This window comes from Paraflavitalea sp. CAU 1676 (assembly GCF_029223285.1).
In the GTDB taxonomy this organism is placed as follows: Bacteria; Bacteroidota; Bacteroidia; order Chitinophagales; family Chitinophagaceae; genus Paraflavitalea.
Map to the genome: position 1 here is coordinate 98,110 of NZ_JARHUJ010000014.1, position 14,845 is coordinate 112,954.

General features: G+C 49.8%; 9 protein-coding genes. 2 read left to right on the forward strand and 7 right to left on the reverse strand.

The features are described 5' to 3' along the window. Positions 1 to 28: 28 nt before the first annotated feature. The 7 genes from P2H89_RS34610 to P2H89_RS34640 form a co-directional block, all read right to left on the reverse strand. Positions 29 to 1,177, reverse strand: coding sequence for an aminotransferase class III-fold pyridoxal phosphate-dependent enzyme (locus P2H89_RS34610; RefSeq protein ID WP_275836018.1), 1,149 nt, complete (start codon positions 1,175 to 1,177; stop codon positions 29 to 31). Between the two features lie 79 nt (positions 1,178 to 1,256). Next, positions 1,257 to 2,240 carry an N-acetyl-gamma-glutamyl-phosphate reductase gene (argC, locus tag P2H89_RS34615; protein WP_275836020.1) on the reverse strand — a complete coding sequence of 328 codons (984 nt, stop codon included), beginning with the start codon at positions 2,238 to 2,240 and terminating at the stop codon, positions 1,257 to 1,259. Positions 2,241 to 2,345: 105 nt separating this feature from the next. Then, positions 2,346 to 3,542, reverse strand: coding sequence for an argininosuccinate synthase domain-containing protein (locus tag P2H89_RS34620; protein WP_275836022.1), 1,197 nt, complete (start codon positions 3,540 to 3,542; stop codon positions 2,346 to 2,348). An 86-nt stretch (positions 3,543 to 3,628) separates the two neighbouring features. Further along, positions 3,629 to 4,360, reverse strand: a complete 732-nt coding sequence (locus P2H89_RS34625) for a GNAT family N-acetyltransferase (protein WP_275836025.1) — start codon at positions 4,358 to 4,360, stop codon at positions 3,629 to 3,631. Between the two features lie 547 nt (positions 4,361 to 4,907). Then, on the reverse strand, positions 4,908 to 5,789 hold the full coding sequence (locus P2H89_RS34630; protein ID WP_275836027.1) for an alpha/beta hydrolase: 882 nt from the start codon (positions 5,787 to 5,789) through the stop codon (positions 4,908 to 4,910). Positions 5,790 to 5,997: 208 nt separating this feature from the next. Next, positions 5,998 to 6,438, reverse strand: coding sequence for a hypothetical protein (locus P2H89_RS34635; RefSeq protein WP_275836029.1), 441 nt, complete (start codon positions 6,436 to 6,438; stop codon positions 5,998 to 6,000). A gap of 27 nt (positions 6,439 to 6,465) precedes the next feature. After that, positions 6,466 to 7,326, reverse strand: a complete 861-nt coding sequence (locus P2H89_RS34640) for an oxidoreductase (RefSeq protein ID WP_275836031.1) — start codon at positions 7,324 to 7,326, stop codon at positions 6,466 to 6,468. Between the two features lie 184 nt (positions 7,327 to 7,510). Here P2H89_RS34640 and P2H89_RS34645 point away from each other — a divergent pair, with 184 nt between their 5' ends. Both P2H89_RS34645 and P2H89_RS34650 read left to right on the forward strand, forming a co-directional pair. Beyond that, complete coding sequence (locus tag P2H89_RS34645) at positions 7,511 to 10,051, forward strand: hypothetical protein (RefSeq protein ID WP_275836033.1); 2,541 nt, start codon at positions 7,511 to 7,513, stop codon at positions 10,049 to 10,051. Between the two features lie 4 nt (positions 10,052 to 10,055). Continuing rightward, positions 10,056 to 14,594, forward strand: coding sequence for a TonB-dependent receptor plug domain-containing protein (locus P2H89_RS34650; protein WP_275836035.1), 4,539 nt, complete (start codon positions 10,056 to 10,058; stop codon positions 14,592 to 14,594). Positions 14,595 to 14,845 lie beyond the last annotated feature (251 nt).

Below are 14,845 nucleotides of genomic sequence, written 5' to 3' on the forward strand. Positions count from 1 at the left end.
TTTTAGTGTAAGTGTAAAATCGAGTTGTTTAAAGAACGGGCGCCAGTGCCTTGATCTCCTCTTTCACTGCCGCTACGAACTGGTCGGCATCTTTCTTCGACAATGCCAGTGAAGGCAACAGGCGGATCACATTAGGCTTTGCTTCGCCGGTAAATATCTTATGCTTCCAGAGCAGGTTCTTCTTCAGGTCTTTCAGTTCTTCCGGCACATCGAACCCGATCATGAGGCCACGGCCTCTCACGTTCTGCAATTCAGGTATTGCCTTCAGTTGCTCCATGATGTAAGCTCCCAGTTCTTCCGCATTCTGCAACAGGTTCTCTTTTTCGATCACCTCCAGTACGGCCAGGGCTGCTGCACAAGCGAGGTGATTACCACCGAAGGTGGTGCCCAGCATGGAATGCTTTGCCTGGAACTTAGGCGCGATGATGATGCCTGCCACCGGAAATCCATTTCCCATGCCTTTGGCCATGGAATAGATATCGGCGTTAACACCGGCCCAGTCGTGCGAGAAAAACTTGCCGGTACGGCCATATCCACACTGTACGCTGTCGGCAATGAATACGGCACCGTACTCATCGCAGAGTGAACGGATCTTTTGCAGGAAGGGGATGGAAGCTACATTAATGCCGCCAACGCCCTGTATGCCTTCGATGATCACGGAAGAGATATCACTGCCCTGTGCTTTGAAGCAGGCTTCGAGCGATGCTTCATCGTTGAAGGGAAGGAAGATGATATTGGAAGTCTGGTTCACGGGTGCTACGATCGACGGATTGTCGGTAGCCGCCACTGCGAGTGAGGTTCTTCCATGAAAGCCTTTTTTGAAGGCGATGATCTTTTTACGGTTGTTATAGAAAGAAGCAAGTTTCAAGGCATTCTCGTTGGCTTCGGCGCCGGAGTTGCAGAGGAACAGTTGGTAATCTTCCTTTCCGGATACCTTGCCCAGCTTTGTCGCTAATTCTTCCTGCAAGGGTATTCGGATGGAGTTGGAATAGAAACCTACTTTATTGAGTTGATCGGTTAATCGTTGTACGTAGTGCGGGTGGGTATGGCCAATAGAGATCACGGCATGACCGCCATAGAGGTCGAGGTACTTTTCACCGTTAGCATCCCATACGTTGGAGCCCTGGGCTTTCGTGATGGTGATGTCGTTGATGGGGTAAACGTCAAATAACTTCATGGTCTACTTTTTTAGCTGCGACCTGCCGGCGACGTGCGGGGCATTGATAGCTCCCACTGTTACTTCGGCGCAGCTGTATTTAAAAATAATTAGCCTTGAGTTTCAGCCCGGCGCACTCATCCAGGCCAAATAACAAGTTCATGTTCTGTACGGCTTGTCCGGAAGCGCCTTTGAGCAGGTTGTCGATGATGGAATGCACCACGAGTTTGCTGCCTACTTTTTCCAGCTGGATAACACACTTATTGGTGTTTACTGCCTGCTTGAGGAAAATGGGCTGCTTGCTTACGGTTGTAAACGGATGACCGTCGTAGAACTCAGTATATAGATCGTTCAATTCTTGTTCGGTAAGGTCGCAATCGAGTTGCGAGCTGATGAAGATACCGCGGGTGAAATCGCCTCTCCAGGGTACGAAGCTCACATCGATCTGTCCGTGGGGCTGCAGTTGCAGCAAGGACTGACCGATCTCATTAAGATGCTGGTGGTTCAGGGTTTTATAGGCCTGAATGTTGTTGGCCCTCCAGCTGAAATGCGAGGTGGTGCTGAGGCTTTGGCCGGCACCGGTAGATCCGGTGATGCCGGTAGTGTACACATGTTTGAGTAATCCAGCCTTCGCCAGCGGCAACAGTCCGAGTTGAAGTGCGGTGGCGAAACAACCGGGGTTGGCTACATTCTGTGCGGTGCGGATGGCTTCGCGGTTCAGTTCGGGCAATCCGTAAACGAATTCGCGGTTGCCGAGTTTGGCAGTGGCCGTCAGGCGGAAGTCCTGCGAAAGATCGATGACCTTCACCTTGTCGTTGAAAGGATTCTCTGCGAGGAACTTTTTGGCTTCGCCATGACCAACGCAGAGGAATACGACGTCCACATCCTGGTTGAGATCGCCGGTGAATTGCCAGTCGGTTTCACCCACGAGGTCCTCGTGTACGGCGTAAACGGGTTTGCCGGCATTGCTGCGGCTATGAATGAAAGAAACAGCTACATACGGATGGTGTACCAACAAACGGATCAGTTCACCACCGGTATAACCTGCTCCTCCTACGATACCAACTTTGATGTTCTTACTCATAATAAACCTGTTTGGTGGGCCTGCCGGCCCTGTATGCTTGCGAATGCGGCCCTGATCAACTACTTCAATACCTGGAGATCTTCCTCCAGGGCCGCGGCTAATATTTTACTTCTTGTTATCGGCCTGCACGGCATTCCAGATAGAGGTCTGGTTACCGAAGATCTTGCTGAAGCCACGAACGTCATCACCGGTAAAGCCGGTGTTCATTTCACCATACTTACCAAACTTGCTGCTCATCAGATCGTAGGGCGATTCGATGCCGATCACCTGGAAGCGATAAGGCTGCAGGTTTACGAATACATCGCCGGTTACGTTTTGCTGCGAGTTTTCGAGGTAGGCTTCGATGTCGCGCATCACGGGATCGAGGATCTGTCCTTCATGCAACCAGTTGCCGTAGAATTGCGCCAGCTGGTCTTTCCAGTTCAATTGCCATTTGGTGAGTACGTGTTTCTCCAAGGCGTGGTGCGCTTTGAGGATCACCATCGGAGCGGCTGCTTCGAATCCTACGCGGCCTTTGATACCGATGATGGTGTCGCCTACGTGGATGTCGCGGCCTACGCCATAAGGGCCCGCAATGGTTTGCAGGTACTGGATGGCCTGGGAAGGATGATCAAACGATTTGCCATCCACCGCTTTCAGCTCGCCCTTTACAAAGCTCAGCTTCACTTCCTGGCTACCGGTAGCGGTAACCTGTGTAGGCCAGGCTTCTTCGGGCAGCATGCCTTTGGAAGAAAGGGTTTCCTTTCCGCCAACGCTGGTACCCCAGAGTCCTTTATTAATAGAATACAGTGCTTTTGTAAAGTTCAAGTCAACACCTTTTCCTTTCAGGTATTCGATCTCCGCTTCACGGCTCAGCTTGAGGTCGCGGATGGGGGTGATGATCTCTACACCGGGTATCATGATGTGGAAGATCATATCGAAGCGCACCTGGTCGTTACCGGCGCCGGTGCTTCCGTGTGCTACTGCATCAGCTTTCAGTTTCTGCACGTGCTCGGCGATATGAACGGCCTGGCTCAACCTTTCGGCACTTACGCTGAGCGGGTAGGTGTTGTTCTTTAATACGTTGCCATAGATCAGGTACTTGATGATGCGGTCGTAGTAGGTAGTAACGGCATTGACAGTGGTGTGTGTTTTAACACCCAGTTTGTAAGCATGTGCTTCGATCTGTTTCAACTCTTCTTCGCTGAAGCCACCGGTGTTAACGATGACGCTGTGTACTTCATAACCCTTGTCTTCACTGAGGTACTTAACGCAGAAGGTGGTGTCGAGACCGCCGCTGAATCCTAAAACGATTTTTTTCATTGCTGATGTATGGTAATTAAGTGTTGAATATTTTTGTTGAGCCTGGCCGCAGCCTGCCTTCGAAAGGCCTGGCCGCCATGCGCCTGCTACAGATTGAAAAAGTATTGCAGGATCGACTTGCGCCGGCCACCTGCTGTTACCATTTTCCGGCTATTGTCTTCCTTGTCTTTCTTCAGGAAGGGTTGCAGGAACTTCCACTGCTTGATGCGGAGCAAACGCTCGAGTATTCCTTTTTTCTCTTCGAAGAACTGCTTGGTCTCTTCGGGCTCGTAGTGGTCTTTGGGATCGTAGAGCATAGCGGTACACATACAGTTCTTGCGCTCCTTGCTCATCAGGATCTCGTAGTTCACGCAGCTTTTGCAGCCAGCCCAAAAGGCATCGTCCTGGGTGAGCTCGGAATAGGTAACAGGTTCATAACCCAGTTCACTGTTGATCTTCATAACGGCCAGGCCGGTGGTGAGACCAAATATCTTGGCTTCGGGGTACAGCTTGCGGCTGAGCTCGAAGATCTTTTTCTTGATGGCTTTGGCCAATCCGCCCTTGCGGAAGCTGGGCGATACGATGAGGCCCGAGTTGGCAACGTACTCGCCATGGCTCCAGGTTTCGATATAACAAAAACCGGCCCAGATGCCATCCTGGTTAAAGGCGATCACGGATTTACCCTCACGCATCTTTTCCTTGATGTATTCGGGCGAGCGCTTGGCAATGCCGGTACCCCGTGCTTTGGCGGAAGAGGCCATTTCGTCGCAGATGATCTGTGCGAAATCGAAATGGGTTTCATTGGCTATTATTATCTGGAACGTATGTTGAGTTTCCATGTTAGACAAGACTATAAATGTGAACGAATGCAGTGGAAGTGATCACTGCTAAAGACACGAATCCCGCGGGGCGGGCGCATAGTTCCATTACAAAAGGAGTGCTATGGTAATTGAGTATCAACGTCGCACCCTAACGGGGACGGGGCGACTAACAAAAACTGTACGGAGTTGTACAGCAAAAACCCCACGCACTATAGTAATAACGCTTTGCGCTACTACATCAGCGAGTTTTATGGTGAGATTTTTTTGCATTTCTTTTCTGCTGGGATGAAAATTTTAGTCAATCTTTTTTGACACCGCAAAGAAAACATTTTTTCAGCATGCAGGGGGATTTTTAATGTAAAATTTTAGCTAATTCCGTAAAAACCAGCAAACAAGCGTTTGTGTAAAAAGTTCTGAGCCTGGTTTGGGAGGCCTTCAGGGAAGGTTAAAGGGGTGGCCGAAATGGGGTTTTCAGTCGTCCGAATGAAGCCGCCAATGGCTGATAATATTAAGAGAATCAATAAATTGTTGGGGCGAAGGTTCCCCGCTGGTCGCCCCCCGGCACTCACCGCGTCATCGTACTTCCTGTACTCCCCGGAAGCGGATTGAGCAAGATCGACCGCACCACATCGGGGCGCTGGAGGCGGATCAGGTGCCCGGCATCGGGCAGGTAAATGAAGTTGGCCGGCTTGCCGGCCAGCACTTTACGGGCATAGTCGAGGTTGGCGGGTTCAATGATATCGTCGTTGCCGCCCTGTACGACTGTTACCGGGATCGAGAGGTTTTGCCATTCAGGCGCCAGTTTCTGCAGCTCACCAGCATGGGCAAATTTTTCATCGGTGGCACTTTTCAGGAAACGGGGAAAGAACACATAAGGAAAGCCGCCGCTCTGTATCCAGGGGTGGAACCACCAGAACTTTTCTTTATCAGGATCTATGGCTGCGGCCAGCATCACGAGGTGATTGAAATCCTGCGGGTAAAGCAGGGCGATCTTCCCCGCGATCGGTGCACCATAAGAACTGCCCATGACTACGCCCGGTTTGTGCGAACGGTTGAGGCGCAGAGCCTCATGGATGATTTGCGCTTGCGTGGTGATGGAGGTAACGGCCTTTTTTTTGCCTTTAAAACGCGACTTGTGATATCCCGGCCGGTCAACGGCAATGAGGTGAAAATGCTTTTGCAGTATTGAGTCATCGAGTAAGATGCGGCTGCCATACCAGGCGCCCGGCGCGCCATGTATCATCAACAACGGCGGCAGGGTATCGGAACCGGTAGTGGCGCAGTACAGGGTCGCAGAGTCGTTTTGTATGGTGAACCAGGTAGGCTTTACGGGTTTGTTGGCATAATACTTCCTGACCTCCTTATCGGTCATCACCCAGCGGCGAAAGCAACCGGTGCATCCAATGCCGATCAACATACAAAGGATAGTGTATCGAAGTAGCGCCATATTGCTCAAATCTAGTAAATGCAGCCTGTATCTGTTAACAACCACCATTAAGGATTTCTAAAAATGAGGATGGCCCGTAAAACGGGCTTCCCTGGCGGGCATGCGCAGCGGTTCATCGCCTGCATTCATGCGCCATCGTTGCCCGAAGGACTGCCGGTCTCCGGTCAATGGAACCATTGGCCGGGTGATCAGCAAGCTCCTCTCCTCATTACGCCCTGCATGGCTGCAACTTTAATACCTGGTGCAGCATTTCGGCCAGGTAGTTGCCCAGCAGTTCATACTTGAACGCGTAGTTGTTGTTGACCTCCTCCAGCATCTGCTCGAATAGCCGGCGGAATCGATCTACCTGTACAGGATTTAAAAGATACACGGGACTGCCACTTTTTCTGAACATCGGTAATGCACGCAATATGTTTTGCATTTTCTCCGACAGGCAGGCCGCATTGAACAGGCAGGAAAAACCCTGGAGGGTACCCGCCAGCGGCGGCGCTGAACGATCGGCTTGCGGATGAACAAACCGCATCGTAGCGCCGCTGTCCGGGGTGTCATTTGCTACCAGGCAAATCGCATAAAAAGGGATCTCCTGGCGGCAGGTATGGTACAGCTCTTTATCTTCCAGTCTGAATACATAGATGGGATTGGCATACATCTTAATCTTTTTAAGTGCAGCGCGGCCCTATGCTTGTTCAAGCTGGTGGTCGAATGCTGTAGATACGGTAACAGATTTCCAGGCTTCGATCTCTTCTTTGATAGAGTTGATCTTGTTATAGGCCAGTTCATAAGCATCGCTGCCGAGGAACAGGTGCAGGGGAGGATTTTTGCTGGCGGCTACTTCTATGATGGCCTGTGCTGCCTTCACCGGATCGCCGAGCTGGTTACCGTTCATGATCTGTTGGTGAAACTGTTGTGTTTCTCTTACTGACTTATAGGCCTCGATGGGCCTGGCAGGTACGCCCAGTGAGCTATCGGCCAGGAACTGCGTTCTGAAATAACCGGGAGATACGATCGTGGCATGGATGCCAAACGATTTGACCTCTGCCGACAGCGCTTCTGTAAATCCTTCTACGGCAAATTTGGTAGCGCAGTAGATACCGAAACCGGGGAAGGCGCCAATGAAGCCGGCGATGGAAGAGATGTTGATGATATGACCCGATTGTTGCGCCCTTAAATAAGGCATTACTTTACGAACCATATTGAGCGTGCCAAATACATTGATGTCGAAATTCTTTCTTGCTTCCGCATCCGACAATTCTTCCAGGCTGCCTACCAGTCCGTAGCCGGCGTTGTTGACGAGTACATCGATCTGACCGAAAAGGTTAACCGTTTCATCAAGGGCTTTTTGAATGCTGCCTTCATCGTTAAGGTCTACCTGCAGGGGCAGAAAGTGATGATCGGTGGTATCGACAGCTTTGATCAGTTCCTGCTTGTTGCGCGATGTAGCAGCTACGCAATATCCCTGTTCCAGTAATCGTTGTACGAGTGTGAGACCTAAGCCTTTCGAAGCTCCTGTTACGAGCCATACTTTAGGATGTGCCATATGTTTATTTGTTTTATGAATACAAAGCTACAGCGCATCCAGGCCTCTTTTGTTGCGGCTTTCAATGCAATTATTACGAAAATCAAACCGCCCGGGAATATTTTCTCAAGCGCCTTGTGTAATGCCGCCATTTCGGGCATCCATAATTAGCAATAACACTTATTGTATTACCAAAATGATTTGCATGAAGCGATTGTTACCTGCTTTACTGCTCTTGCCTTTTATTGCCCATAGCCAGGAGGTACAGCCTGTTATATCGTCTGAATACCTTGACCTGATCCGGAATGATAGTCTGCGATCAAAAAGCAGCCAGGGTGTCCAAACGGTATTCCGAAAAATAAGATCCAATAGTTCAGGATATTATTATGACTATTCTCCGGTGAGAAAGATCCGTATCCGGAATGGTGTTGCCAACATCGTCTCTTATTCCAGGCAGGAAATACGGTTGGGAGGTTCTTTTACCAGTACAGCTGGTGTGAAGTGGGCTAATAACACGCCCGATCTTCAATCTGCCTACGCTCAGGGCAGAACGGTGGGAGGCAAATTACAATGGCGGGGGGCCGAGACGGGAGAGTTATACAGTTACGGACCTCCACTGACAGCTCTTGAATATGACAATAGCATATATCCCTACGACGATTATGGCCGGCTGGTGCCTGCCGGTACCGGTAGTGGTGTTAAGGCGCATGACTATGACAACAGTGTTTTACGAACCGGCTCTTTTTTCGAACAGGCGCTTACGCTGAGAGCCAGGTTTGTAGAGAAAGGATCCAATAAGATATGGACCAATGTGCGGCTGAAGAAAGTGATAGACAACCTGGTACTCAGCAGCAACCAGAACAAGACCGATGAGCTGATGGTCAACCTGCATTCCTACGTTAAACAAACTTCGTTATTTGCGCAATATTACTCTATAAGGGATGATTTCTCCAATAGCAACCGGATCGGTTTTCTAAATAGAGCCTACCAGCAATCGCTGCTCACACCCACTACCTTCGACAATGCACAAGGATATATCCTGGCCGGTGGCCAGAGAAGTTATAGCCCGCAGGGCGATAACCCCTGGTTTTTGTTGAAAGATAATGGCAATACTTACGGGCGCAACACGAACGGCGCCAGTTTCTCGGCCGATAAGAGAAATGGAAAATTCCGGTGGAAGATAGCGCCTTCCACAGAGCACACTAACCTGGGCACGCTGGAACAATACAAACCTGGTACTGCCTGGTATCCCTCAGGCACTACCGCCGCAAGGCAAAAGAAAGACACCAGGTACAACGTCGCCGGCGAATTGGGATACTTTTGGAATATTAACCGGGGTGAAATGGCGGGCACTATTAATTACCTGTTCAGCGACAATAGGTCGACGATAGTGTACACACCGGGTAAGGCCTACCGGTACCAACGCAGCGTCAACGACCTGTCCTTCGCCTATCGGTTCCGTAAATATTTAGGAGATGTGGAGTTAAGCGCGCAGGTAAATAACAAGATGTACTTTTCCAACACCGCCGCCCGCGATGCTTTTTTTCTTCCAGGTATAAATGCCAGTATAGACCTAAATGATAATGTCGTTGACAACCTGCGTATCAAATTCTCAGGATCTTTTAACCGGTTCAATAGCGAGCTGCCCATCGACCGCTCCATGGGGCACCTGGCGTTGTTGCAGTACCCGGTAGCTGACTTCCTGCGTTATTTCCCGGTGATGGAGGTGGAAAGCTTCGATAAGCTGAAAGCGATCCGCCACCAGGAGTGGACCGGTAAACTTGAGCTCCGCCTCGATTATCAGCTGCAATTCTCTGCAGAAGTTTTCAGCAGGAATACGTATGACGATGTTTTCCCAATACTGAATAATGGAATGCTGCAATTGCACAACATGGCCTCTCATAAGAATCAGGGATATGAATTTACCCTCAATTACCTGCAGGGGCGGCATGGCTACGGATCGAATGCCTTGCGCATCGATCACAACCTGAGTTTCTTTACATACAACAATAAAGTGTTGAAGGTGCAGGATGGCCGGCAAATGGTGCCACTGGCCGGCTTCAGTAATGTGCACAAAGTGCTGGCAGCAGGAGAAGTACTGGGGGCCATCGCCGGCAATGCCTACCTACGCGATGCGCATAATAATATCCTCATCGGAAATGATGGCTATCCCCTGGCAGGCAATCAGTCCGTTGTTATCGGAAATCCCATTCCTGATTTTGTGATTAAATACAACCCGGTAGTTTATTGGAAACACTTCAGTCTTTCCGCAAACCTCGAGTGGAAGAAAGGCGGCGATATCTGGAATGGCACACAGGCCGTGCTGGATTACTACGGCCGTTCCGGAACATCGGGTGATGCCCGAAACACGGAGAATTATATATTCCCTGGCGTATTGGCCAATGGTCATGTGAATGACATTCCGGTAAAGTTTTACGACCCAACGCAACCGCTTGAAGCCAACCGCTGGGTTCGTTATGGATACAGTGGTGTTGCAGAAACGTATATTCAAAAAGGTGATTACCTGCGCCTCGGCAACCTCAGCCTGGTGTATAAGTTCCCAAATAATTATGGAAAGCCGCAGTTAACCCTGGGCCTTCATGGCGGCAATTTCATCATCTGGACTCCCTACAAAGGAGCCGATCCAGCCCAATTGCTGCTAGATCAGCCCAACACGGCGGGACTTGACTTCTTCAACCTCCCTTCTGCCCGTTCACTGGCATTCAATCTTTCCCTTCAATTCTAATCGTATGCTGAGAACTATAACCCGATATGTTGCTGCCTCTTTCATCATAGCGTATTGTCTGTTGCCACTTACCGGCTATACCCAGCTATGGGATTATGCTTCCATGAAGGAAAAAGTTTACCTGCACGCCAACCATGTGTACTTCAAGCCCGGTGAAACTGTTTTTTTCAAATGTTATCTCGTGGATGCCAGGACGCAAAAGCCATCGTTCCTGAGTAAGACGATTTATGTGGAGGTCATTAACCCCGCGGGCAGTATCGCCCAGAAGATGACACTGCCGGTAACCGATGGCTATGCCGAAGGAGCCTGGAATTTTGATTCCACGGCCAAGGGGGGTATCTATAAGTTGCGGGCGTATACTACCTGGATGCGTAATGAAGAAGAGCGAACAATATTTACGAAAGAGATCTACCTGCAGAAACTGATCGCGCCAAGGATTTTGATGAAGCTCGATTTTGCGGCCAAAGGTTATGGGGCGGGCGATGAAGCGGTTGCTGATTTTTCCATGCGAAATTTAAAAGACCAGCCGATAGGTGCACACGATATTGCCTACACTGTAGCTATCGGAGGTCAGACGGTCAGCACGTCGCATTTGAAAACGGATGCTCAGGGCCAGGCAAAGATCAGGTTTAGGCTTCCGCAGGACCTGGCCGTTAACGATGGTTTGCTAAACGTAACTGTTCAATACAACGCTTACACCGAATCGGTATCCCGCAGTATCCCGATCGTGTTGAATAAGATCGACCTGCAGTTTTTGCCCGAAAGCGGCAATATGGTGGTGGGACTGCCAGCCATTATTGCCTTTAAAGCAGTCGATGAATATGGAAAGGGCGCCGATGTGAAGGGAAACATCGTGGATCAATCGGGAAATATAGTTACGGCATTCGAAAGCTACCACAGGGGCATGGGCAAATGTTTCTTTATGCCACAGCCCGGCGCTTCTTATAGAGCCGTGATCACGACACCTGCAGGCATCAGGGAGTCATATACTTTACCGGAGGCATTACCATCAGGGCTGGTTATGAACATCCTGAAAACGAAGTATACGGTTCAGGTGAACCTTCAGTCGTCAAAAGTGCAAATGGTCTCTCTATCAGCGTATTCACGCGATAGTTTGTATTACTCACAGGATCTGTATGTAAAAGGCAGGTCGACGGTGGAGATCGATCAGGCTGTTTTTCCCGCTGGCATTACAAGGTTTGAGGTAAAAGACCGCCGGGATCAATCTTTGCAGGAAAGGCTCGTGTTCATGCATGAGAACAAGGGTCTGCAGATTTCTCTGCATCCCAACAAGCAACTGTATGGACCACGCGAGAAGGTGCTATTGAAGATAAAAACAACTGATGTCAACGATCGGCCCATTGCTTCCAATATATCGCTGGCTGTTGTTGATGACAAGTTGTGGACGCTGGCCAACGACAAGCAGCACAATATCCTTTCCTGGTTGCTCATGAGCTCCGAGCTTGCGGGCACCATTGAGGAGCCCTTGTTTTATTTCGACATCAACGAACCCAAAGCAAGCATGGCGCTCGACCTGGTAATGATGACCCACGGTTACCGGTATTTCGACTATGTTAAGGAAGTGCAGGAAACCAAGAAAGTGAAATACCTGTTCGACCAGGGGCACGTGATCAGTGGCGTGGTGCTCGATAAGGGAGGCAAGCCATTACAAACGGCCGTCTATCTTGTGCGGCAAGGAGGACCACAGGAACTGATCCAATCATCTACCCGCCCCGACGGTTCGTTCCAGTTTACCAACCTGCTGCCCCGCACCGAATACAGCCTGTTGGCAAAGCCGGTGGAGAAGATGGGTAAACCGTTTATAATCGTGCATCGAAACGGGATCGGACATACTCCGATACAGCAGCAAAATACTTTTCTTCGGCGCGAAGACAGGAACCTGCTGCCTGGCGCTGCGGTAACCGATGAACCGCTTGTCGGGGAAGTGAAACAATTATTATCCGCGACGGAAAACGTTCAGGTAATGGAGCTGGACCAAAAGCTGATGACCTCTTCCAACCTCAACGATGTAGTGGTCGTGGGATATGGGGCTATATCACAACGCATGCTTTCGACTTCCCTGCTGCGGATAAACAGCATGGAACTCTATGGCCCCATCTACAACGCATTGCAGGGCAGGGTGCCTGGCCTGATCGTTACGCCGCAATTCAATGAGGCGGATAAGTTGCGGATTTCCGTCCGTGGCATGGGATCGCTTACAGGTAGCCAGCCCCCCCTGATGATCATGGATGGTGTGCCGGTGGAAGACTTCAGGTTGCAATCGATCAATCCCTCCGAAATATCTTCAGTAACTGTATTCAAAGACGCAGCTGCGATCGCTCTTTACGGAGCGCAGGGGGCCAATGGGGTTATAGTCATCGAAACCCGTAAATCGGGCATTGAATCGATCGTTGTCGATGTCACCAACTGGTACGCTTTTGGTATGGTCAGTATTAAACCACTCGAAGCAACGAGACCGGTTGTTCGGAAATTCTATGCACCTCAATATGTCACCACGCATACCGATGTTCGCGATGATTTCCGGGAAACCATTTACTGGAATGGTGTTGTTCAGACAAATGGGAAAGGAGAGGCTGAAGTGACTTTCTATAATTCCGATGCAACTACTACGTTCCGGACTATTGCTGAAGGTATTGGATACAATGGATTGGCAGGTAGAAAAGAACATACCTATGCAGTGAGCGAGCCGCTGAGTGTGGACATTAAAATACCTCCGTATTTCACCGTGGGTGATAAAGCGTTACTACCACTTGTCATCACCAATAACAGTGGAGCGGATATGCAGGTAACCATCGATCTCGGGATGCCTAAGGGCTTGCTGTTGCAGCCATTCGACTGTATTGCCAGCATAGGTAAGGATAGTGCCCGGCAGATCCTGGTGCCCGTAATCGCCAGCGACAAGGCGCAGGGATTGATCAGGGTGGTAGTAGAAGGCAATGGCCATAAACAGATCCTGTCCTGGCCGGTGCAGGTGAATCCGCAGGGCTTTCCTGTATCATTGGTTTTCTCGGGCGATAAAACAACAGAGCATACTTTTCCCATAGCTTCTCCGGTACCATTTAGCTATCGAACAAACCTGAAACTGTTCAGAGAGATCGATGAGCAATTGATGGATGGTATTGAGTCGATGATCAGGGAACCGTATGGTTGTTTTGAACAAACGTCTTCTACAGTATATCCTAATATGCTGGTAATAAAATACCTGCGGAGTAAAGGAATGGCATCTGCCGAATTGGAAGCGCGGGCTATGAAATACCTGAGATCAGGATACAAACGACTGCTTTCATTTGAGACGCCGAAGGGTGGCTTTGAGTGGTTTGGTCACGCACCCGGGCACCTCGGGTTAACGGCTTATGGATTGCTGGAGTTTACCGATATGAAAGCATTTATCGAAGTAGATGAAAAGATGCTGGAGCGCACCAAAGTATTTTTGCTGCAACACCGCGATACGCTGGCTGGGTTCAAACATTCCAGTCAAGGCTATGACAGCTTTGCGGGAATGTATAAAGATGTCGGTAATTGTTATGTCGTATATGCCATGGCGAAGGCTGGTTATGGCCAGGAGGTCTTTCCCCAATATCAGGCAGCGGTACAGCGTGCATTAACCCTAAGGGACGGGTACATGGTAGCCATGATGGCGAATGCGGCGATCGCGATGAAACAACAACATGATTATCGCCAGTTGATATCGCTGGCCAACAAGCTTTACGAGGAAAACAGGTTGAAGGCAAATACCAGCATGGTTGGCTCCTACGGCGAATCGCTGAAGGTGGAAACTTATTCATTGTACGCATTGGCGCTGATGCACGATAAATTCAGTGAATTGCCAACCTTGTATGGCGTGCTGTCGGAAATACTAAAAAGAAAAAGTTACTATGGATTTGGCTCCACCCAGGGCACCGTGTTGGCCCTGCAGGCCCTGGTGAGCTACCATGAATTCAGAAAAAGGGCTGACAACGAAACGAAAGTACATATTACGCTTAATAAGCAAACCGTTGTGCCGGGTACCATGTCGCCGCTGTTGCTTCGTGCGGGTAAGAATGAGTTCTCTGTAAAGTATAGCGACGACAGCAGTTATATTCCTTACCAGTTTGAAGTGAATTACCATACACATATTCCTCCATCCAATGAAAAGACAGCCGTGAAGCTCTCTACTCAACTGGCAGATACTATTGTGCGCGTAGGCCAAACAGTACGCATGGAGATCGCCGTGACGAATAAAGAGCAGTACGCTTTGCCCATGACGATCGCCAAGATCGGCATACCGGCTGGCCTCACCGTACAGCCCTGGCAATTGAAAGAGATCCTGGAAAAGAACCAGGTAGCCTATTACGAGTTGTTCGACAACTGGCTGGTGTTTTACTGGACATCTTTCGACGGGAACGAAACCAAAACGATCAACCTGGATCTTAAAGCAGAAATAGGTGGTAGCTATAAAGCGAAGGCCAGCAATGCTTATCAGTATTATACACCCGAGGAGAAGCATTGGGTGGAAGGATCGGCGGTTACGGTAGAGCCATGATGGTCATGTGACGAAGTCACAAGTACCGTGGTGTAGAGTGGAGAGGAGCGAGTGGTTTGTCAAATAGGTTTTCCCGTAAATGAAAATGCACCGGTTCGTTCGTAAGAACGGGCCGGTGCATTTTTGTTGTGTGCCGGTGCAGGTACTCGCTGGCATCGCATTTATGTTGTCCGCCACTGAGTGCCGGTGCATTTGCTATCTGCCGCTGCCATCTGATGCCCGCCATCAACTTCTGCTATCCGTCACCCGAA